This is a genomic window from Anaeromassilibacillus sp. An172 (genome assembly GCF_002160515.1).
GTDB classification, from domain to species: domain Bacteria; phylum Bacillota; class Clostridia; order Oscillospirales; family Acutalibacteraceae; genus Limousia; species Limousia pullorum.
In genome coordinates, this window is the sequence record NZ_NFKS01000013.1 from 1 (window position 1) to 22,546 (window position 22,546).

Consider the following 22,546-nt stretch of genomic DNA (forward strand, 5'->3'; position numbering starts at 1 on the left):
ATTTGCTCTCTGTTTTTTCTGTTTTTCTCTATCATTTTTATCACCTGCTTCTATTTTACCACTTTTATCGAAAAAAGCCCAGCGAAAGCTGAGCTTTTTCGACAGGCTGCAGGGCGTGTGTGAAAAATACACGCCCTTTTTCATGTTATTTTCCAAAAAACAGGTTTTTTTCTGTGATGAAATTATGTTGATTTTGAAAAATATATTCCGCCGACAGAAAAAAACTATGCAAACGGTGTTTTTTAGTGTATAATATTTACGTTGTGTTTTAATTTAAGGTTGGAACACAATACAGGGAAAATGATTTTTTTATTTAGAATTTCGTAATCTCTTTTTGCAGGTTAAAGAAATTCTTACCGAATTTAATAATGAACGGAGTGTAATTATGGGCGGAGTATTTGGAGTTGTATCGAAAGAACCTTGTGCTTATGATTTGTTTTTCGGAACGGATTACCATTCTCATTTGGGTACAAAACGTGGAGGTATGGCAGTTTATGGTGAAAAGGGCTTTGAAAGAGCCATTCACAATATTGAAAATTCACCTTTCAGAACTAAGTTTGAAAAGGACGTTGACGAACTTACCCAGCATGGCGGCCATTTGGGAATAGGTTGTATTTCAGACTCTTCTCCTCAGCCCTTGCTTGTTCATTCAAAGCTCGGAAGCTATGCAATAACAACTGTTGGAAAAATTAACAATTCAGAGGAGCTTGTAAAAGAGTCTTTTGACAACGGTTTTTCACATTTTCTTGAAACCAGCGGCGGCGTTATAAACCCATCAGAGGTTGTTGCAGCTCTTATAAATCAAAAAGATACAATGGTTGAAGGAATAAAGAATGTTTTGGAAAAGGTAGACGGTTCCATGACTTTCCTTATCCTTACAAAAGAAGGAATTTATGCTGTTCGTGACCGTTTGGGAAGAACACCTCTCATTATCGGTAAAAAGGACAACGGAGATTACTGCGTTTCCTTTGAAAGCTTTGCTTTTATAAATCTTGGATATAAGTACGAAAAAGAGCTTGGTCCGGGTGAAATTGTTTACATAGACCAAAACGGCTATAAAACCCTCAGCGAGCCTCAGAAGAAAATGAAAATCTGTACTTTCCTTTGGGTTTATTACGGATATCCAACATCCTGCTATGAGGGACTCAATGTTGAGGAAATGAGATATAAGTGCGGCGAAAAGCTTGCAATGAGAGATAAGGAAGACCACACAATCGAGCCTGATATTGTTGCCGGAGTTCCGGACAGCGGTATTGCCGATGCTGTTGGATATGCAAACTCTTCCAGAATTCCTTTTGCACGTCCGTTTATTAAATATACACCAACCTGGCCACGTTCCTTTATGCCGTCAAGTCAGGACCAGAGAAACAGAATAGCTAAGATGAAGCTTATACCTGTTGACGCACTCATAAGAGATAAAAAGCTTCTTCTTATAGACGACTCAATAGTAAGAGGAACTCAGCTTGGCGAAACCACAGGATTTTTGTACGAAAGCGGAGCTAAGGAAGTTCATATAAGACCTGCATGTCCTCCTCTTCTTTTCGGATGTAAGTACCTTAACTTCTCACGTTCTAAGTCAGAGCTTGACCTTATAACAAGAAGAATAATCCTTGAAAGAGAGGGAGAGGAAAGAGCATATCTCCCTGAGGTTTTGGAGGATTACGCAAATCCGGACAGCCAGAACTACAAGGAAATGCTTGATGAAATCAGAAAGCAGCTGAAATTCACAAGCCTTAAATATCTCCGTCTTGACGATATGATAGACGCAATTACAGAGAACTCCGACATCAAACCATGTGACCTTTGCACATATTGCTGGAACGGAAAAGAATAATTATTAAACTTAGGCAGACGTTTTTGTCTGCCTTTTTTTATTATTTTAAGATATGCGGCTGCAAATTTGCTGTTATTTTAAATTTTATAAATTGAATTTATCTTAAATATAAATTTAAAATATAAATGCTTAACAGTAGTTAAATTTGTATTAAATATTAGTAACTTGCACTTGTACTTTTGTCTATTTTAATGCATAATTATGATAATAGAGAGTCTGTTTGGGGAGGAGTAAGAATGTGCAAGACAGATGATCTTATAAAAGCTTTGCGGATATATTACAAGTGTACAGAGTGTTATGCGTCTTTATATGATTTTAAATCTTCCGAAATTATAATGTCCTGTGAGGAAGAGTTTTCGGAAATTTTCTGTGCTTCTTACAGCAGAATTTGTTCCCATTTTTCAAAGGAACCCAGCTTTGTTTTTGTGAACGGATTTGAAATGTATTCCGGCTTTGTGGTGGAAGAGGAAGGCAGGGAATATGCCGTGGTTTTAGGCCCTGCTTTTACCGCAGACCCTTTTAAAGATAAGCGTCTTTACGGAAAAACTCTTTATATGGCTGCAAACGGCGATACAGAAAAAGTAAAAAGCTTTTTGTATCATGCCAGTATTGTTGATAAAAGTAAATTTGTGGACAATACCGGCCTTTGCTACTTTATGACTACAGGAAAAGTTTTGAAAGAATTGGAATACAAAGAGGAAGCTGACGAAAGATTTAAGGATATAGGAAGAACAATAGAACAAAGCATGTTTGAAATGAGGGAAGAGGGAATAGATAATTTTTATCCTCTTGCAAGACAGGACATGGTTTTGGACTGCGTAAGGAGAGGAAATCTTCACGGTGTGAAGCAACTTCTTTCCGACTATCAAAGGCATAATGTTTTTAAATGGTCACGTGACGATATTTTAAATTATAAGCTTATATACACTTCCGCTATGGTTTTGGTTTACCGAACATCTGTTGAAGCTGGAATGGTTGAAAGTATTTCTGCAATGATTTTTAAAAGCTTTTGCGATGAGCTGGACGATTGTAACAGTTACAGTCAGATAAAATCTTTGTTTGATAGAATTATTATTGACTATACCCAAAGAATAGCGGATATAAATATGGAGAAACACCAAAATATACATTTCCGTCCAATCGTAAAAAATGCCTTGGACTATATAAACAATCATCTCCATGAAAATATAACTGTTTCGGAAATAAGCTGTTACTGCTCTGTAAGCGAGTCAAATCTGAGAAAAAAATTCAAAGAGGATGTTGGTGAGAATATAATTTTTTACATAGCTAAACAAAAAGTCAGCGAGGCAAAAACACTGCTGAGGTACTCTGACTACAGTATTATAGAAATTTCCGAATACCTTTCCTTTTCATCCCAAAGCTATTTTACGAATGTATTTAAGAAAGTCTGCGGAACAACTCCCGCAGAATACAGAAATAGTTTCGAGATAAATCGATAATTACAATAAAAAATTGAAATTTGTTATGAACACAACCGCCCAAGTGATATAATCATCTTGTAAGCGGTTGTGTTTTTGTACAATATACAATGCTTAAAAATTTGATTTGTACGTGATATTGTATAGAGATTTACAATAGATTTTAATATTTTGCTACAATCTTATTTGTAGAAAACAATATAGTTGTTATTTTAAATAAAATTTTTAGGCGATTAAATAATGTCAAAGTGTTCGCAGCTGTAATTTGCTTTAATGCTGCGGGTAAATTAGAGATATAAATTTAATTTAGCTTTTTCTTCATCTCCTTTTATGTTTTTGATGGGCAGGGAACAAGTGGAAACTTGTTCCCTGTTCTTGATTTTATAGGGTATAAATTATAAATGACAAATAACATGATATTGAAAAATTTATAATATATTGATTTTATAATGCAGGCTCAATAAAGGGCTGATTTTTATTTTTTGTAGTATTGTCACAAATTGCAGGGCGTATTATTGGTAGTTAAAACTTGATTTTTAGTGGAATTAAATATAATCTTGTGATATAATGACATATATATGCAAATATACAAGTTTGTTTATTATTTAGACGCAATAGTTGATTTGTTTAGTATGAAACAAATATTGATGCAAAAAGACAGAATTTGAGATTTAATTTTAACAGCTGTGACTGAGGTGAGATGTCTATGTTCATATGTCCCGTGTGCAAAACCGAAAATGAAACACTTTTATGTAAAAACTGTGGATTTGACGGCAGTTGTGATTTTGAAAATTATGCCACTCTCAGCATGGTTCCCGAAAATCTTAAAGCGGTTTCAAGTTTAAAATACGAAAGACAGAAAATGCTGGAAACGTACAGCCTTTGCCCAAACTGCGGCGGATATACCTTTTATCTTAATAAAAAAGATTTTACCTGCGTTTGCGCAAACTGTAATACTCCTCTGAAAGACACTTACTTTGTAAACGGACTTTTTAAAGATAATTTTATAAAAAACAATAATGTTTTAATTAGCAATAAAAAAGAGTACCGCCGTATTTCCGCAGGACTTAACCACACTGTGGTGGTTCTGAGAAACAGGCGTGCTGCGGCTGTGGGCGACAACGAGGACGGACAGTGCAACGTGGACAGCTGGAAAGATATAATCTCTGTTTCTGCGGGAAATTCCCATACTGTCGGACTTAAAAGCGACGGGACAGTGGTTGCGGCAGGTGATAATTCCCACGGACAGTGCAATGTGGGGAACTGGAAGGATATTGTTTCAGTGTGCGCTGGAAGCTTTCACACGGTAGGTCTTAAAAGAGACGGGACAGTGGTTGCAGTAGGCTGGAATGCCTTTGGACAGTGCGGTGTTGAGGGCTGGCGTGGAATAGTTGACATAGCCGCAGGTGATTCCCACACAGTAGGCCTTAGAAGAGACGGAACTGTGGTTGCTGTGGGAAATGAATTTAACGGTTCCTGTGATGTTAAAGACTGGAAAAACGTCACTTCCGTATATGCCGGCGGAATGGACTCGGCTGCAATTACAAGGGACGGAAAAGTTTTGACTACAGACGGAAAAGAAAAGGAATGGAAAAATATTGCTTTAATGGAAATAGGAAGTTTCAATATTGCAGGCTTGAAAAATGACGGCACGGTGATTGTCCGTGGCTCTAATGACGAGGGTCAGTGCGATGTCGGAAACTGGAAAAATATAATAGATATTTCGGTAGGCGGCTTCCACACGGTAGGGCTTAAAAAGGACGGAACAGTTGTGGCTGTGGGCGGAAACAGTTATGGTCAGTGCGATGTGGAGAGTCTTGAGGATAAAAATAATTCATTTTGAATATTTTTTTAGTGGTATTATGGATTTTGATATGGTATAATGACATATAAGTTAAATTGAATGGATTTATTAAGGTTTGATTTGTCTATTTCTACATACAAAAAGATAGGTTTTTGTTAATAAAGTGACAGGAGGTTATTTTATGCGCTGCATGGTTTGTTTTAACGAGGTTCCAAACGGCGTGGACGTTTGTCCCTGCTGTGGTTTTACCCAGTATGATGTTATAGGAGATACCAAAGAAGCTTTGGCTATTTTAGGGACTATGGCAGATAAGCACAGAAATGTGTTTTTAAAAAAATATGACTTGGGAGTCAATATTTTTACCTGGAAAGACAAGGACGGAACCATTGTTTTGAATGAGAAAAAGCGTATTTCTTTTGGAACCTGCGATACTATGCAGAAAAACACAGTTTGGCTTGAAAGTCAGTTTGCCCGAATTCCGGATATTTCGGAGCAGTCTGTGGAGCTTTCCGTTATAAAAAGCGGAGAGCCTGAAAAAATCATCGAGGTTAAAATTCCTGCGCTGAAAGAAGCTGAGCTTCAAAAGCTTGGAGCGGAAATGAACGACGACCTTACCGTAAGCCTTGTTTTGAAAAATGATACTTCACAGACAAAGTCTAACCCGGTTAGTATTTTGTAATTTATTATAGAGGAAGAAAAAAGGAGTATTTGGCAGATGAATTTGGGTTTTGATTTTGGCAGTACATATTCAATGCTGTCCTATTACGATCCGGTGGATGATGCGGTTAAAGCTGTACAGTCTCTTGAGGGAAGCAAGTATATTCCCTCTATTGCCTGTTTTGACTACGACAACAATATTATAACCGGTCAGTCGGCAAAGGATTTGCTTGCCTCTGAACCGGAAAGACAGGCTTTTAGAGCTTTTAAAATGCTTTTGCCTGAATGTGATTTAAAAAAGCTGAGAAAGAGAGGCTATACAGAGGAATGCAGTCCCCAGTATGTTGCAAAGGAATTTATAAAACAGCAGATGGAGCTTGCAAAGGATTATTGCAGTACCGAGCGTTTTGAAAATCTTATAATATGCATACCGGCAGTCTGGAACACAGAGCTTTACACCATGAGCGGAAAAGCCATACTCCGTGATATATGCCGTGAGCTTGACATGGCTGACAAGGTAACAGTTGTCACAGAGCCTGCGGCGGCAAGCGCATACTTTGCCTATAACTACAATAAGAACACAAAGAAGCTGTATGACGGACTTATCCTCATTGTGGACTACGGCGGAGGAACACTGGATATAACTCTTACAAAGGTAAATACTGTCGAGCGTGAAGACGGCGTACAGTCCATGGAAATAGACGTTTTGGGTCAGACAGGAGCCGGAGAAAACCACGGGGATAATCTGGGCGATGCTGGCATAGCCTATATGGAGGGTGTTGTAAAGCTTGCAATCGAAAAAAATGATATTCCTGCTCCTGAGTATGACGGATACTTTTTAAAGGCATTGAACTTTTTAGAGTCTGCCCTTATCAGAAATTCAAGAGCACTTTCCGACAGACTGAGAAGAAAATACGGTAATGTGGCGGAAAGAATGGCTAAAGACGAAAATCCCTTTACAACACTTTCATATAAAGGAAAGCCTATAAAGGTTACATATTCAACACTTTATGAAGCATACGATAAAATAATAAAACCGGTTTTGGCAGAACAGCTTGACCGTGTAAACGAGGAGTATTTAAAGCTTGAAAATATAGATAAATACACAGCGTCCGACGGCTTTAAAATTGCGCTGGTGGGAGGCTTCGGACAGTTTTTCCTGGTGCAGAAGCAGGTATGGGACTACTTCCATATAAGCGATACTGTAGGTGATTACAGACTGCAAAACCTTTCCTATGCTCCGGGTCAGAACGGTCAGGCTTTGGACAGCGGAAAAGAGGACGCAATTTCCTACGGAGCGGCTTTGATTTCCAGCGGTGTTATAACAATGAGAAAGACCGCAAAGCTTTCCGTGGGACTGTTTACAACACGCAACGGAGAGGAAACCTTCGATTTTGCTATAAAATACAGAAGCGAGCTGGAATACGGCAAGGTTTCCTATCTCAACAAATCAATTTTCTACAGCGGAAGAAGCAGCAGCGACCCGTCAAAATCACCTTGGGTTTTCGCTATAGGACAGGGAAAGAATTTCAACAAGGCTTACCGAATGGTACCTTTAAAGGAAAAACAGGCTCTCCTTGAAAAAATTGCCACAGGTTCATATACCTTTGGTTTTTCTGTGGACGAGTCGGATGTATATACATTCCATGTTGTGCCTCTGGATATGGAAACAAACGAAAAGTTAGAGGACAAGGCAACAAAGATGTCACTGGGAAATTTCAGCGATATTTTCGGGCCTAACGTAATTTACGAAGAGAGAAACGCATTTTATAAAAAAGAGGATTGATTATTCTGAAAGGAGAGTGCGGCATGTTATCCACAAATTATTTTATACATTTGTTTTTTGACTATGACCACGACATACATTACACCGATACCATGCTTGCACTGGAGTCTGAAGCTTATCTGTGGTACAAGCTGAGATTAAACAACGGGTTTGACGCCGCTTTGTTTTTGAATTATGAATTCGGCGAGTTAAAAATTCAGACCTTTGACGGATTTTCAAAACAGCTTGCCGAGAAAAAGGGATTTTTGGATTCGGTTCTTAAAAAGTCAGAAAGCGACTGGGAAATAAACAGCTGCATCCAGCCGGCAAAAAAAGAATTTACATTTGAGGATATATTAAAAATCTCCGAAAGAAAAGAACTTAAAAACAAAAAGATTGCCTTTGTGCTTTCTATGTCGGCTCTCGATTATCTTTATAACAACAGCGATGACTGTGCTGTTGAAAAGATTAAAAGGAAAATCGAAACTCCCGACGGCAAAAGCATAATGGTTATTAAAATACCTCCCATGACTTCAAAAATAAGGGAGGCGTTTCTGGGAGAAAATTCTGTGCTTCCAATGATAAGCCGCAAAACAGTGGCTGTTTTAAAAGGAGCTCAGGAGCCCCTTACAGACGCTCTGCGCAGACAGATGAAAGAGCAGATTGTGTATGGTTACAGAATTGACGACGCCTTTAATATGCTTTTGAAAATTGCCGCAGAAAAAGGCGACTGGACAGACTCTTTGGAGGATATGAGAAAGCAGGCGGAATATTTACAGCTTTCCTACAACATCTGCGGAAAGCTTGTTTTAGAACAAAGGCGTGGCAGTTCATCGTCAATGTTTATAAAGCACAGGGAGCTTTACGAACAGCTTAAAACTTCTGACATCAAACAGCTTGTGAGAAACGAGATAAAAAACCTTGAGTCAAAATACCAGGGCTTTACAGTGGGCGACGCAATGAGGGAAGAAAAGCTTCTTCCTAAAAAAGAACTGTGTTATCCGTCGGTTTTGGAAAACGATGACCCTATTGTAAGAAATATAAAAACCCTTTCCATCAGTGAGAAGTTTGAAAAATGCTATGAGTACGAAAAATGGTGCGAACAGCTTGAGAGAATAAAAAAGAATTTCTCAACATTTTGGAATAAACCCCTTAATTGTCTTTCCTACAGCAAGGCGGAATTTTTCTGCAACTATGTGAGAAAAGCCTGTGAAAACGGCGACAGGGAAACATTCAGCGACGCTTTGGAAATGCTTGCTTTCTGCTCGGAACAGCTTTGCGCAGGCGTTGACAAGTGCGAGAATTTAGCGGTAATTCTTGACTACGGAAAGAGCATAGTTGAGCTTTCAGAAAATGTTTTTAACATACTTAAAAAATATGGAGCCGAAGAGGTTTACGAATTTGACAGAATATATTTGAATATGTATCAGCTTCCAAAGGACAGTCTTTCCTCTGAGAAAAAAATCGACTTGGGAATTGATAAAGCCAATTTGGACAGATACAGACAGAACCGCATAACATTGAGATTTCATGTGGGCAGACTGAAAAGTGAGATAAGACTCCATAAAATCTCCGATGAAGAAATGGAAAAAGTCCGCAGAACTATAGAGCAGGAGCTAAATGCGGAAATAGAAACTGCGGAGAAATTAGAGGGGAAATATTCTCAGATTTTGGAAGAACCGGAACCTGAGAAAGAAACCGAAGAATATTCGGAAGAGTATGTGGAAGAGGATACAGAATATATTGAAGAGGATGACGGGGACGATTTCCCGGATAAGCTTTTGAAAAAGACAATATACAAGGACATGTAAAAAGTGATGAATAAGAAAACGGGGTGAGATTGTGAAATTCTCAAACTTGACCAGAAGACTAAAGGATTTTTCGGACAAAAAAGAAATATCCCTTGAGGACGCACTGGGTATGATGACCATGCTATGCGATGATATAAGGTTTGATACCGGCGCTTTGGTGGAAAACTGCCAGGTGGGCGATTTGGATTTGCTTATTGACAGGCTATATACCATATGCTACACAGTGAACTACATCTACCAAGGAAACAGCAAAAAAATTGCCGAAGCAGAAATGGGCGGAGGTGATGAAGAGCTTTGGAATGATTTGGAAGCTGCCGAAAAGCGATGCGGTGAATTGAAAGAGAAAAACCGACAGCTAAAGGAGATAAAGGAAAAGCTTAAAACAGCCCGGGAAAATGAAGAAAATGAACTTCAAAAACAGCAGGAGCTGCAAAAGGAAAAAAGTCTTTATCAACAGCAGATTGAGGAAACAAAGAAAAAAATCCAAAGCTTGAAGCAGGGCGATTTAGAGGAAGTCAAAAACCAGCTAAAATCCTTGGAGGATGAAAAAACTCTGCTGGAAGAGGATTTGCGCAGTCAAAAAGAAAACCTCGAAAATCTCAGTAAGAATATTGAGGAAATCAAAGCTCAAAATTCTGAAACGGAAATTAAGATAAAAAACACAGAGGAAGTTCTTAAAGAAAAAACCAAAGAAAAAGAAGAACTTGAAAACAAGCTTTCATCCCTTGAAACAAGCGGCGGAAATCTTGAAGAAGAATTAAAAGCCCTTGAAAAACAGATTGAGGATGAAAAACCTCTGCTGGGAGAAACAAATACAAAAATAGAGCAGATAAAGCTACAGCTTGAGAAAACAAAAGAGAAAAAGAAAACCCTTGAGGAAAGCCTCTATAACAACAGCGAAAATCTTGAAAACCTTAAAAAATTTGTTGAGGATATAAAAGTCCAAAACGCAGAAAAGGAAAATCAGGTAAAAGAGGCGTCAAGTGCTGTTGAAACAAAAATAAGGGAAAAAGAAGAATTAAAAGAAAAGCTTTTATCCCTTAAAACAAGCGGAGAAAGTCTTGAGGAAGAATTAAAAGAGCTTAAAAAGCAGCTTGAACAGGAAAAACCATTATCCGGTATAATAAACACAAAAATAGGAAATGTGAAGTTTGAGCTTGAGGAAGTGAAAAACGAAAATAAGCTTCTTGAGGAAGCTCTGGAAAAAGAAGAAGAAAATCTTCAAAAGGAAAGGGATGCAAAAACCTCGCTGCAGGAAAAGCTTGAAAAAAGCAAGGAGGAAAAATCCTATATAACAACCGAGTGCAACGCTATTGAGCAGAACCTGGAGGTAAGCAAAAGACTTATCGAAAGCAAGACAGAGGAGCATACGGAAAAGAAAACAGAGCTTGACAAGCTTGAAGCCCAGCTTATGGGAATGAACAACGAGCTGAAAAAGGTTATCGAGCTTATAGACGAGCGAAAGAAACAGTTAAGCGGAATGAACAAGGAACAGATTGAAAAGGAGCTTAACGACGAGAAAAACAGACTTCAGGAAACCATTGAAAATCTGAAAGAAAACGAGAAGGAAACTCAGAAAATAAGAGAGGAGATAGCCGAATACGAAAAGAAAATAGAAACTATGAAATCTTCTATTTCTGCGGCTGTTTCGGAGAGGGAGAGAAAGAAAGAGGAAAATAAAACCCTCAATCTTAATTTTGAAACCCTTAAAAGAGAGCTGGACGCTTTGCTTTCAGAGGAAAACAAACAAAGTCTGGAAAGATGCAGAAATCAAATTCAGATAATGAGTCAGATACGAAGAAGCATGGAACAGAGCTTTTCAAACGCAGAGGGAGCCATGGCTTTTTCCGTGGACTCATATGTAAACGACAGGGTAAAAAATGCCCGGATGTGTATTTCAGAACTGCAAAAGCTTATGGCAAAATATGCAGGGCTTTGGCAGTCAAAATTAAACTAATCCCTGCGGAGGGGTTTAAATAAATATTTTTTATTTATCAGAGAGGAAGTTTTAGTATGGCAACTAAAGGTTTTCAAAAATTTACAAATAAAATTTTTGGCGGAAAATCTGAAAGCCCGCAGACAGAAATGAGAAAGGAACAGGTTGTTGTTGCTAACAACAGAAAAAGTGCGGCGAATATGATTTCAAAGCTTAAATGTATTAACCTGTATGATAAGAAAAATCAGATTCCCCAGGAGGTTATAGCCGAGGAGGAATTCCAGAAAGTAATAAACTGGGCAATAAAGGAGCTCAGCGAGCCTACTGTATTTACAAGGGATATCAGCAGCCTTGATGAAAAAATTGAGTTTGCCATAGACGCTTTCAGTAAGGCAATAAGAGAGGGCTGGGTTACAACCGCAAGATGGGCGGCAACAGCTTTGAATCAGGGATTGTCAAACCTCAGACAGGAAATAAGCGGAATAGACGTGCCAAATGCGGACGCTTTGTACGAAAAAAGACTTAACTTCGCCATTGAGATGGAAAACATCGTAAAGGCAAGCCAGGATTACGACACTGCTGAAATTGCTTTGAAAAAACAGCAGGAGAGATATCAGAATAAAAATAATCAGGTTCAGAAGCTTAAAGAAGAGCTTAACGATTTCAGAAACACCATTGAGGGAGCACAGCTTGAAGAGGAAATCAGACAGAACGCTCATAAGCCCGGTTCTCTTTCAAAGGAAGCAAGGGACCTCAGACAAAAGTATGAGGAGTATCACAAGCTTTTCGGAAGTATGCAGGAAATTTACCTGGAGATTATGACAAAAACCAGCGTTTTAAATGACTGCGACAGAAAAATTGAAACTATAAGAAATCATCTTGTTGAACTTCCTACAGTTAACGACCCAATGCTCAACGCAAGAATTGAACGTGCAAACAACATGTATCTGAAAAACCTGCAGAAGACATTGGATGATATTGAGATTTCCAGAAGAACTTACGACCAGTATCTTTCAAAACTGACACAGATTTCCAACCACAAGGTATTCCAGGATGAGGCTGCAAAGGTTATTGCTACAATGCAGAAAATCGAGAACGAGGAAAGAGAAAGATTAGACAGGTCCATAAGAAACGCTCAGCTGATAAAAGCAAAGCTTCAGAGAAATGCCGAGAAGCAGAAGGAATTGGCAGGCTTGAAAGAGGAGATAAATAATCTTCATCTGGAGAATGAGAAACTCTATCAGGAAAATACATTGCAGGAAGATGATTACGAAACAGATTACGAAGATGAAGAGGAGTACAACGAAAACATAGAGTACGAGTACGAGCCGGAATAATTTATTTTAAATTGACGCCATAAAGGGACAGGTGAATAACATGCTTGAAAATATTAAAAAAATGTTTAAAAAAGAGGAAACAGTAGAACAGAAGATTGCAAGAGAAATAAAGGAAGAGCATAAAAAGCTTGAGAAAAGAAGCAAGCCCAGAATAGCCCGTCAGGAAAAAATTATGGACTGCCGTGCTGTTTTGGAGGAGTGCTATAACTTTTTCCAGAATACAATAATAATTGAAAATGCCCGCACAGCAGATCTTGAAAGCTCAGGTCTTTTTGACAACGACCACAGGGACAGAGTCAGAGAAGCCGCTATCGGTATGCTTATCTCAAAACAGGCTATTATCAAGCTTGAGCGTATAAACACAGACGGAGAGCTTAACAGCACAATTAACCAGATGGGAATGGCTTTAAGACAGATTCAGCGTCTTGACGATTCCACCAACGCTATAAGCTATTCCACAAGAAAAATTCTTAATAAGTGGTATCCTTATCCTTTGGAGGAAAACGAGGCGGACAAGGAACTCAATGAAAAGCTTGCAGTTCCAAGTGATATACGTGACCGTATAGACGACGAATTTATCAGCGCACTTATTGACGGCGTAAGCTTTGACGAGTGTCTTAAAAGATCCGTTGGAAAGAAAAAGGAAAGCAAAATTAAAAACGATTACGATATGAAAATGGATATGATAAATCAGGCTTTCGCCGATGATGATTCCTCAGATTTGGATGAAGCAATGAAAAACAAGTACAGCAATCCGTTTTAAAGGAGTGAAAACATAATGGGCGTTAGCTATATGTCAGATATGAGCCGCATGGCCAACGAGTACAGGTCACTGATAGTTCAGGCAAATATGCTGCACGAAAAAGGTGACAATGCATCCATAAGAAGAGAAGCAGAGTGCTACAAGCGTGCGGCAGAGCTTACTGAAAACCTTGCAAACCTCAGCGTTGGCAAGGAATACGAATACTGGATAGAACGTCAGCAGGAGGTTTCCAGAAGATTTAACGAGATTTCCGAATATGCCCTCAGACGTGCAAGACAGATGAACGAAAGCGGCGGTTCATCCGCTTCATCACCTCAGGGCAAGCAGGCGGAAGGCACCGGTGCAAAAGCACAGAAGCCACAAAAAAGAGGCGGCTATGAAATTCCTCAGGAGGTTATTGACAAATGGTCAGCAGACCCGCCTCAGAAAGGCTTTGAAGAGGTTGCAGGAATGGAAGAGCTTATTGAAAAGCTTCGTGGCTGTATACGCAACGTGGCTTCAACAGAGCTCAATCAGTACCTTGGTATAGATATGGTAAGTTCTTTCTTCTTTTACGGCCCTCCCGGATGCGGTAAAACCTTTATTTCAAGAGCCTTTATCTGCGAGCTTATGAAAGAGGGCTACAACTATATGTCACTGTCCGGCGGAGATATCCACAATTCTCTTGTTGGAGAGTCTGAAAAATACGTTGAAAGAGCATTTGCAGAGGCAAAGGCAAAAGCTCCATGTATTCTTTTTATAGATGAGATAGACAGTGTGTGCAGAAACCGTTCCATGCCAAATATCCCGTCTCACGCAATGTCCACAACCACTGCGTTTTTGACAGGCTATAACTCTTTGGGCGACTCAAAGAAGCCTGTAATATTTATAGGAGCTACAAACTATCCGAACCTTGTGGACAACGCTATGCTTGACCGTGTTGAGCTTATAAAGCTTCCTCTTCCGGATGTAAAGGTTAGAGCAAAGACATTTGAAATGTTCTTTAACCAGATTATGCAAAACGAGCCTGGATTTACCTACGAGAACATGGCGGAAGAAACCTATAACTATAATCAGAGAGATATAAAAAGACTTTGCATACAGATCAGAGACCTTGTTAAAAAGGATGTGCAGAGCATATATCCGGACGAGCATGAAAGCGTTGAAGCTCTTAAATCCGGAAGCTACACACTGAGCAAAGAGATTTTTGAAAAGGCTTTAAATTTATATGTACCGTCAAGAAAGGACGATATAATCAGAACCCTGGATGAGTGGGACAAGGACAGAGAAAGACGCAGTGAAGAATGAGGTGAATAACCTTGGATCTTGAAAAGATTAAAAACAGAGTGGATAAACAGGTGCCTCAGATTAAGCTCAAGGACTTGGACGCCTTTTCTCTTTGGTCACATATGTTCAGAGCCACAATGCTTAAATCTCCCAAAAAGCTTCTAAGCGATTTCGGCGTTGAACCGCCAGACGGCGCTGTGTTTTTGGGAGAGCCGGGAAACGGAAGACACACTGCGGCGGAAGCTCTTGCAGGTTCTAAATGCAATCCCGAAGCAAAGGAGTATCATCACTATCTAAGGATAACCGGATGGGACTTCGACTGTGAAACAGCAGAGGAATCCTGCCGAATTGCCGAATATGCCGCAGAAGCTGCGAAAGAATACGAGTATTTCTGCCTTTTTATAGACAGTCCCGAGGAAAGCAAGTTCGGAAAGCAGGTTCAGTACGTCCTTGCTGAAAAATTAAGAGAGCTGGAAACCACGGTTTTTGTGATAGTGGTGACCACGGAAAGCGAGTATCTGTGCAGGGAGCTTACACATGATTTTAAAATCTGCCGTTGTGTTCCCCCGACAAAGAAGCAAAGGGAAGACTGGATAAAAAAGAATATGGAAACTCCTTTTGTCGCCATAGAGGAAATGACCCATATGGAGCTTGCGGAAAAAACAGAGGGCTTGTCATGGAAACAGCTTAACGATATGCTGGATTCAATGAGAGAGGTTTTGACCTGGAAATACTTTAAGATGTTCAGAAGCTACAACGGAAATCTAAAGCTGCTGGGTGAGGCTGTAAGTACAGGAAAAGCAGTTCTAACCAACGATGAAGGACAGCAGATTATTAACAGTGTTATTTCTCAAAAGGCTGTTCCCGTTATCGCCGGAGTAGCCGGTCAGATTCAGGCAGTAAACGCCAGCACTGAAACATCTAAAGCAAAAAACAGCAATGACTCCGACTCTCAGGAATCCATTCAGGCGCAGATTATTAAAGAGGCGGAATTCCATAAGCATCCCGAAGAAATGACTCCTGACCAGCTGTTTGAAATTTAATTACGGAAAATCCGGGAAAGGATTGAAAAATGCTTAAAAAAGAAAATATAAAAGCAATTTGTTCTATAGACACCTTTGATAACAGTTTGAAGCTGTGTAAACAGGACAACATAATCAAGGTTCAGATAAATGATATGGGCGAATACGGCGTAAAGGTAACAGGTCTTGTAAAGGGAAATTTCGGATTTTACCATACATCAAAGCTTACCTTAAACCCAAACTACAGAAATATTATTGAGGGATACGACTGTAACTGCTATGAAATAGAGACAATAAAAGGCCCGTGCAGACACTGCATGGCGCTGGCTTTGGCTTTGGCTGAGGACTCCGACGAGAACTTTGACTTTAAGCTTAAGCCAAGGGAGAATAAAAACTCCGTTTCAAATGTAATAAACAATAATGTAAATCAGAATGTTAATTCGGATATACGCCCTGAAATTAACCCTCAAATGCATCAGGATATACATGTGGAAATACCTGGTGTGTCTGCCGGAGCAACCGCCGGCGGTGAAAACCTGTATAACACAAGAAATATTGAAAACAGATATGTAGAGAATATTAAAAATGTTGAAAATATCAGCGGCACAGCAAACAATTATGCTGATAATGCGCCAGCCGGAACAGCTTTGATACAAGACGGTGTTAAAGCTTCAGGCGAACTGACTGATAATCCTGCTGATATTTATGTTAATTTCCCAGGGGATGTTCATTCGGGTGAGGTTAACGCAGCAGCCGGTGTAACAAATGAAACTGTTTCCGAAGAGGAAAATAAGCCGGAAGAGGAAAAATTGCCTCCGAGAGGTATGGAGATTGTCTTTGGAAATGAAAAGGTAAAGGCTTCCGATGACGAAGAGGAAGAGAGCAAGCCTCTTGTGTGGTATCCAAACGACACAACAAAGGTTTTCCATACAAATACAGGAATAATCGGAACAATGGGAACCGGTAAAACCCAGTTTACAAAATCACTTATAACTCAGCTTTACCGTCAGCAGAAAAATAATTTTAACGGTAATCCTTTGGGAATTTTGATTTTCGACTACAAGGGCGATTACAACAACACAAAAAAAGACTTTGTAGAAGCCACAAATGCAAAGGTTTTGAAGCTTCACAGACTGCCTTTTAATCCTTTGTCAATTTTTGAAACAAAGGAATACAAGCCGTTGCTTCCGGTACACACAGCAAATACATTTAAAGACACACTTGCAAGAGCTTTCAGACTTGGTCCTAAACAGCAGACTGTCCTCTACACATGTATGATGCAGGCATATGAGAAAATGGGTATATTCCCCAACGAGCCTGAAACATGGCAGAGAAGCGCTCCTACATTTGAAATGGTTTACGACATATACGATAAGAACGAAAGCGTAGTTAAAAACGATTCCCTTGCTGCTGTAATGCAGAAAATCAACGCTTTCCAGCTTTTCGAGCCTAAGCCATACAGCACAGCTTCACTTTTTGATATATTGGACGGTGTTGTGGTTATTGACCTTTCAGGATATGACCCTGACTTGCAGAGCCTTATTGTTGCAATAACCCTTGACCAGTTCTATTCACAGATGCACGCCGCAGGTTCAAGTGCTACCGACGGTACTTTGCGCCAGCTCACAAAATTCATACTTGTAGACGAGGCTGACAACTTTATGAAAGAGGAGTTCCCGTCTTTGAAGAAGATAATGAAAGAGGGAAGAGAATTCGGTGTCGGAACAATTCTTTCCACCCAGTTCCTTGACCATTTTGTAGCCGGTGAGGACAACTACTCAAAATATATTTTGACATGGATTGTGCACAATGTTGCCGACTTAAAGAAAAACGATGTGGAGTTTGTATTTAAGACAAAAGCCAACAGCGAAGAGACAAACGCAATCTATCAAAACATCAAAGGCCTTGACAGATTTAACAGCGCAGTAAAAATAGGAAACGAAAGCGTTAGATACATCAAAGAAAAGCCTTTCTTTGAGCTTGTCAAAGAGAATTGATAATAAAAAAACAAAAGACAGCAGTTGAAAAAACTGCTGTCTTTTATTTTGGCACCCCCTGCGGGAATCGAACCCACAACTAACCCTTAGGAGAAGCCCCCGAGGGGCATTTTTGACTCCCTGCAAATCCACGAAAATCCTTGATTTTACTGGCGTTTCCGGGGTTTCGTTGTTAGTAAATTCCCGTCCAAAACCTGATAATTTTTCGTGGTTTTTTGCCTTCCTTTTAGCAGGGTATTAGCAAATGCAAAGAAATATGGGAAACATCATTGAGTTAATCTGTAACCCATAAATCACAGGAAACGCATTTCAAGTTTAAGCATTCTTTTATGCAAATAAATAATCTGCGTTCAAATATTATAATGTTTTTTCGTCTTGATTTCAAGGTTTTTCAGGTATTACAAAAGGCAACCCTGACGGATTGCCTTTTTTGTATGACTAAATTGTTTTTGCTAATCTGTATCATAGGAATTTCACCTCTGCCGGGTACTCCGCCAGCTCCGTAGAGAAGTATCATTATCCTTCTGACTGTCATCGCCGTAACAGGGGCAACCTGTTACTTATACCGGGAGTTCTCGCTGTTCTGAAATGCAGAAGTCACGGCGTACCCGATAAGGTGGCTAAAATCATCAGAATCAAACTCTTAGTGAATGACTTATTCAGTTGTCAAAGTACAAGTGAAAGGCTTCCGTTTTCGCAGTTCGGAATTAACCCATTCACTTGTTTGAAATGGGAGAGCGTTTTTGGGAGGTATTTTTTCAAAATTTCTTGAATAAATTTTTTGCAAACAAAAAAGCCGCCTATTTACCTCTTAATTGAGGTCAATAGACGGCGGGTAGAAATATTCATAGTTTTGGTGTATAATAGAAAAAGACAAATTTGAATTTATCAGAAAATGAGGAATAGTTGAAATGGAGGCGCTATAATAACATGAAGATTGAAGGGAACCAGAAAGAACTGGATGCAATGGTAGAATTTCATAAGGGAAACCGTGTCGAGGGGCTGAGACTGCAAGAAGAATTTGCAGCGGAATTTCGTAAGGAGTATAAAGACAAAGATCACTGTCCTTGCCTGAAAGCCTGTCGTTATCACGGAAACTGTAAGGAATGTGTAGCAATCCACAGAGCGCATCAGGAACATGTTCCTAATTGTATGCGACCATTGATTAATAAAAAATTGAAATTGATGTCAGAATTAACAGAGCATACCTTGGCAAATGAAATAGAAGCTCCACATGAGATTTTAAGAAAATAGGCAAGTCAAATTCAAGTTTGTCGTACTCACTTTAAATAATCAAAGACCGCTTACATCGTGTAGGCGGTCTCTTTTCGTGTTTAGATATATTTGATTTTGAACTTTCTTTTCTTGGCTGAAAGCACCTTACAGAGAACATCAGGGGCCCCATCGGTGTATCTGCCTTGTGCTATCAAGCTGTTCTTCAAACGGATAAGTGATTGTATCAATATGCTGTATTCGTCATTGGAAAGGTATAAATGATATTTCTGTTCTTTCAAAACAACCACCTCCTGTTACCGTAATTATATAATAATAAAGGACATAGAGACAGTGTGCGATTGTCTCTTGACCACCCCTAAATGAACAAATTAACAGGATAACAACCGCCTTGTCCATTAGCAAGGATTTTGCTCGTTTTTTTCTCCAATTAGCAGAGAGGGCATTTTCATTAGCAAAATGGCAAAAATCCTGCTAATTTTTATTAGCAAGCCGTACACCTGAAAGGTGAGTGTTCCAAAGTTAATAAAAAACCGGCTTGCTAACATTTGCTAACAGGATTTTAGCAGAAATTGAAAATGGGTAAAAATCAAAAAAGCCTGAAAACCCAGTAAAATCAAGGCTTTCAGGCGTTGTTTGTGGCACCCCCTGCGGGAATCGAACCCACAACTAACCCTTAGGAGGGGTTTATTATATCCATTTAACTAAAGGGGCGTATTATATTTTGAGGCTTTTTTACTGTCGGTAAATCACATGTATCAAATTTCTGAAATCTCGTTATGAAGCTTTATAAAAAGCTTTACTGCATTTTTATATTCTATATCAATTTTTGGAAAAAGTCAATAGCGGGTGGTTACAGACTTTATAATACTACGGCGGCAAAAGCATTTATAAAAAGCGATTCTTTCTCCTATAATATTTTAGAATTTTACATATTTACGGTGAATGAAGCTTGTATACACGATAGTTATGATTTATTTGCGAAAATTTTATTTATAATTTGAAAAATACAATTTTTAAACGTTTCGGAATGTGGAAGTAATTTTTCGCATACATATTTCCATAATATAAATTGTGTGTATTATCTAAAAATATATGCGGGAACACTTGTTTAGGGTTGACATTTTACAAAAAAACTGTTAATATATCTATAAATGATGGCGAACGCAATACTAAAGTTCGTAAAAATGAATATTATATATGTTTTTATTCATTTTTATCTGTTTTGACATAAATCACTCGCTTAGTATATTTCAATAAATAGGCAAAATTTGCGGTTGCGTTCCCGTGACTGGATCGTGTTTATATTTTGTATTTAAAAGGAAAATGAAATGGTTATTTTTCCTCTTTTTCCTTTTTTATTTTTTCATTTTAATACATCATTTAGACTGAGATAAACATTCAGGCAGGAAGGAGATATTTATAATGGCAGGCTTTTTTAAAAAATTATTTGGAGATAACAGCGCTTCAAAGGCTCCGGCATCAAATGAAATAAAACTTTTCAATCCAATCGAGGGTGAGGTTATTCCTCTTTCCGAGGTTAAGGACGAAGTTTTCAGTCAGGAAATTCTGGGAAAAGGTATTGCTGTCAGACCATCAGTAGGCAAGGTTTTCTCACCTGCTAACGGAACAATTCAGCAGATATTTGATACACTTCATGCAGTAAGCATTCTCACCGACGACGGTGTAGACGTTCTTATTCATGTTGGTTTTGATACAGTTAAGCTTAAAGGTAAACACTTTAAGGGTCATGTTACAGCAGAGCAGAAGGTTAAAGCCGGCGATCTCCTTATCGAGTTTGATATCGACGCTATTAAGGCAGAGGGCTATGACCTTACATCTCCGATGATCGTATGCAACACCTACGATTACAAAGACGTTATTACCAAGACCGGCGAAATGAAGCCTCTTGAGGAAGTTATCCAGTTGGTTAAAGGTTGATTTTAAATCTTTAATTTAAAAAATTTTGTACGGCTTATAAATTTTTAAAATCTGGCAGGTGAAAAGTAATGCAAACCGGAAACGGAAAAGGAGTTTTTGCCGGAATTGCTATCGGAAAGGTATTCGTCTTCAAAAAACAGGAGCTGGTAATCGTTAGAGGTACTGCTAATACTGTTGAAGAAGAGGTTGCAAGATATAAGGCAGCAAAAGAGCTTTCGGCTAAACAATTAAAAGCTTTGTTTGACAAAACAGCCGCCGAGGTTGGTCAGGAAGAGGCTATGATTATAGATGTTCAGCTTCTCATGCTTGACGACCTTGACTACGAAGAAGAGGTAATGAGAAAGATTACCGAAGAAAATGAAAATGCCGCCTATGCTGTTACTGCAACAGGTGAAGAATTTGCAGATTTCTTTGCATCTATGGACGACCCATATATGAAGGCGAGAGCTGTGGATGTTGGCGACGTTTCAAAGCGTATAGCAATGAATATTCAGGGAATTAACCCTGACGGTATAAAGATGGAAGAACCAATGATTATTGTTGCTGAGGATTTGACACCAAGTGAAACTCTCCAGCTTGACAAAAACATGATTTTGGCTTTTGTAACACAAAAAGGTTCTTCAAATTCACACACCGCTATTCTTGCAAGAACAATGAATATTCCTTCCCTTGTAGGCGCTGACATTGAGATTACTCCGGAGCTTAACGGAAAACTCATGATTGTTGACGGCAACAGCGGAAAATATTATATAGACCCTGATGATATTACTCTTGATGAAAAGGAAAGACGCCGTAAGGCTCAGCTCCAGCAGAAAGAGCTTTTGAATCAGCTTAAGGGCAAAGAAAATGTAACAATCGACGGAAGAAAGATTAACATATATGCAAATATCGGTAATCCTAAGGATGTCGAGCTTGTTATAAACAACGATGCAGGCGGAATCGGTCTTTTCAGAAGTGAGTTCCTCTATCTGGGAAGAGACAGTGCCCCAACCGAAGAAGAGCAGTTTGCAAGCTATAAGTATGTTGCAGAGAAGATGAACGGCAAAAAGGTTATAATCAGAACTCTGGACATCGGCGCAGACAAGAAAGCCGATTACTTCGGATTTGAACAGGAGGAAAACCCTGCTTTGGGATACAGAGCTATAAGAATTTGTCTTGACCAGGTTGACCTCTTTAAAACACAGCTCAGAGCAATCTATAGAGCTTCCGCTTTTGGTCAGATTTCAATTATGTTCCCGATGATTATCTCAGTTTCAGAGGTAAGAAGAATTAAAGAAATCTGCGAAGAGGTTAAGGAAGAGCTTATCAAAGAGGGATACGAGATAGCACCTCATGTTGAGCTTGGTATTATGATTGAAACACCTGCTGCCGTTATGGTTTCAGAGGAGCTTGCTAAGGAAGTTGAGTTCTTCAGCGTAGGTACAAACGACCTTACCCAGTACACATTGGCTATTGACAGGCAGAATGCAAAGCTTGACAAGATTTATGATGCTCATCATCCTGCGATCCTCAGAATGCTCAAGATGATTGTTGACAATGCACACAAAGCAGGCGCTTGGGCAGGTATCTGCGGCGAGCTCGGTTCTGATACAACACTTACAGAAACATTCCTTAAAATGGGATTTGACGAGCTTTCAGTATCTCCTACATTTGTTCTCAGTGTTAGAAAGGCAGTAAGAGATACAGACCTTTCCAAAAAGGAAGCAGTTGTTGAATAATAAAGAAGTTTGATAGTTTTAAA

16 protein-coding genes and 1 tRNA gene are annotated in these 22,546 nt (G+C 39.1%); 15 read left to right on the forward strand and 2 right to left on the reverse strand.

From position 1 onward, the window contains the following. Positions 1 to 385 precede the first annotated feature (385 nt). The 13 genes from B5F08_RS07350 to B5F08_RS07410 all read left to right on the forward strand — a co-directional run bounded on the left by B5F08_RS07350 (position 386) and on the right by B5F08_RS07410 (position 18,885). A complete protein-coding gene (locus tag B5F08_RS07350) occupies positions 386 to 1,834 on the forward strand; it encodes an amidophosphoribosyltransferase (RefSeq protein WP_087377888.1) in 1,449 nt (482 codons plus the stop codon). A gap of 236 nt (positions 1,835 to 2,070) precedes the next feature. Then, positions 2,071 to 3,294, forward strand: a complete 1,224-nt coding sequence (locus B5F08_RS07355) for a helix-turn-helix domain-containing protein (protein ID WP_158096248.1) — start codon at positions 2,071 to 2,073, stop codon at positions 3,292 to 3,294. Between the two features lie 685 nt (positions 3,295 to 3,979). Next, positions 3,980 to 5,116 carry an RCC1 domain-containing protein gene (locus tag B5F08_RS07360; protein ID WP_242968342.1) on the forward strand — a complete coding sequence of 379 codons (1,137 nt, stop codon included), beginning with the start codon at positions 3,980 to 3,982 and terminating at the stop codon, positions 5,114 to 5,116. A gap of 142 nt (positions 5,117 to 5,258) precedes the next feature. Continuing rightward, the gene (locus B5F08_RS07365; RefSeq protein ID WP_087377892.1) at positions 5,259 to 5,756 is read left to right on the forward strand and encodes a hypothetical protein; all 498 of its coding nucleotides are present in this window, start codon (positions 5,259 to 5,261) and stop codon (positions 5,754 to 5,756) included. Positions 5,757 to 5,792: 36 nt separating this feature from the next. After that, on the forward strand, positions 5,793 to 7,520 hold the full coding sequence (locus B5F08_RS07370) for an Hsp70 family protein (protein WP_087377894.1): 1,728 nt from the start codon (positions 5,793 to 5,795) through the stop codon (positions 7,518 to 7,520). A 23-nt stretch (positions 7,521 to 7,543) separates the two neighbouring features. Beyond that, positions 7,544 to 9,310 (forward strand): hypothetical protein, encoded by a 1,767-nt coding sequence (locus tag B5F08_RS07375; protein ID WP_087377896.1) that lies wholly within the window; start codon positions 7,544 to 7,546, stop codon positions 9,308 to 9,310. Between the two features lie 31 nt (positions 9,311 to 9,341). Further along, positions 9,342 to 11,267: a hypothetical protein gene (locus tag B5F08_RS07380; protein ID WP_087377898.1), complete on the forward strand. Its 1,926-nt coding sequence runs from the start codon at positions 9,342 to 9,344 to the stop codon at positions 11,265 to 11,267. A gap of 56 nt (positions 11,268 to 11,323) precedes the next feature. After that, on the forward strand, positions 11,324 to 12,583 hold the full coding sequence (locus tag B5F08_RS07385) for a hypothetical protein (RefSeq protein ID WP_087377900.1): 1,260 nt from the start codon (positions 11,324 to 11,326) through the stop codon (positions 12,581 to 12,583). A gap of 40 nt (positions 12,584 to 12,623) precedes the next feature. Then, complete coding sequence (locus tag B5F08_RS07390) at positions 12,624 to 13,346, forward strand: hypothetical protein (RefSeq protein WP_087377902.1); 723 nt, start codon at positions 12,624 to 12,626, stop codon at positions 13,344 to 13,346. A gap of 15 nt (positions 13,347 to 13,361) precedes the next feature. Continuing rightward, a complete protein-coding gene (locus B5F08_RS07395; protein ID WP_087377904.1) occupies positions 13,362 to 14,633 on the forward strand; it encodes an AAA family ATPase in 1,272 nt (423 codons plus the stop codon). An 11-nt stretch (positions 14,634 to 14,644) separates the two neighbouring features. Then, entirely contained in the window at positions 14,645 to 15,655 is a 1,011-nt protein-coding gene (locus B5F08_RS07400; protein WP_087377906.1) for a hypothetical protein, read from the forward strand. A gap of 29 nt (positions 15,656 to 15,684) precedes the next feature. Then, the gene (locus B5F08_RS13515) at positions 15,685 to 17,631 is read left to right on the forward strand and encodes an ATP-binding protein (RefSeq protein ID WP_242968345.1); all 1,947 of its coding nucleotides are present in this window, start codon (positions 15,685 to 15,687) and stop codon (positions 17,629 to 17,631) included. Positions 17,632 to 18,561: 930 nt separating this feature from the next. Then, the gene (locus B5F08_RS07410; RefSeq protein WP_004613237.1) at positions 18,562 to 18,885 is read left to right on the forward strand and encodes a hypothetical protein; all 324 of its coding nucleotides are present in this window, start codon (positions 18,562 to 18,564) and stop codon (positions 18,883 to 18,885) included. Between the two features lie 80 nt (positions 18,886 to 18,965). Here B5F08_RS07410 and B5F08_RS07415 read toward each other — a convergent pair whose 3' ends face one another. Together B5F08_RS07415 and B5F08_RS07420 are read right to left on the reverse strand one after the other, a co-directional pair. Next, on the reverse strand, positions 18,966 to 19,145 hold the full coding sequence (locus tag B5F08_RS07415; RefSeq protein ID WP_087377908.1) for a hypothetical protein: 180 nt from the start codon (positions 19,143 to 19,145) through the stop codon (positions 18,966 to 18,968). A 358-nt stretch (positions 19,146 to 19,503) separates the two neighbouring features. Then, positions 19,504 to 19,578: transfer RNA gene (locus tag B5F08_RS07420), tRNA-Arg, on the reverse strand. A gap of 711 nt (positions 19,579 to 20,289) precedes the next feature. On the opposite strand from B5F08_RS07420, the gene B5F08_RS07430 reads away from it, so the two are divergent. Then, on the forward strand, positions 20,290 to 20,805 hold the full coding sequence (locus tag B5F08_RS07430) for a PTS sugar transporter subunit IIA (RefSeq protein ID WP_087377912.1): 516 nt from the start codon (positions 20,290 to 20,292) through the stop codon (positions 20,803 to 20,805). A 68-nt stretch (positions 20,806 to 20,873) separates the two neighbouring features. Beyond that, complete coding sequence (gene ptsP, locus B5F08_RS07435; RefSeq protein WP_087377914.1) at positions 20,874 to 22,523, forward strand: phosphoenolpyruvate--protein phosphotransferase; 1,650 nt, start codon at positions 20,874 to 20,876, stop codon at positions 22,521 to 22,523. Positions 22,524 to 22,546: the final 23 nt, after the last annotated feature.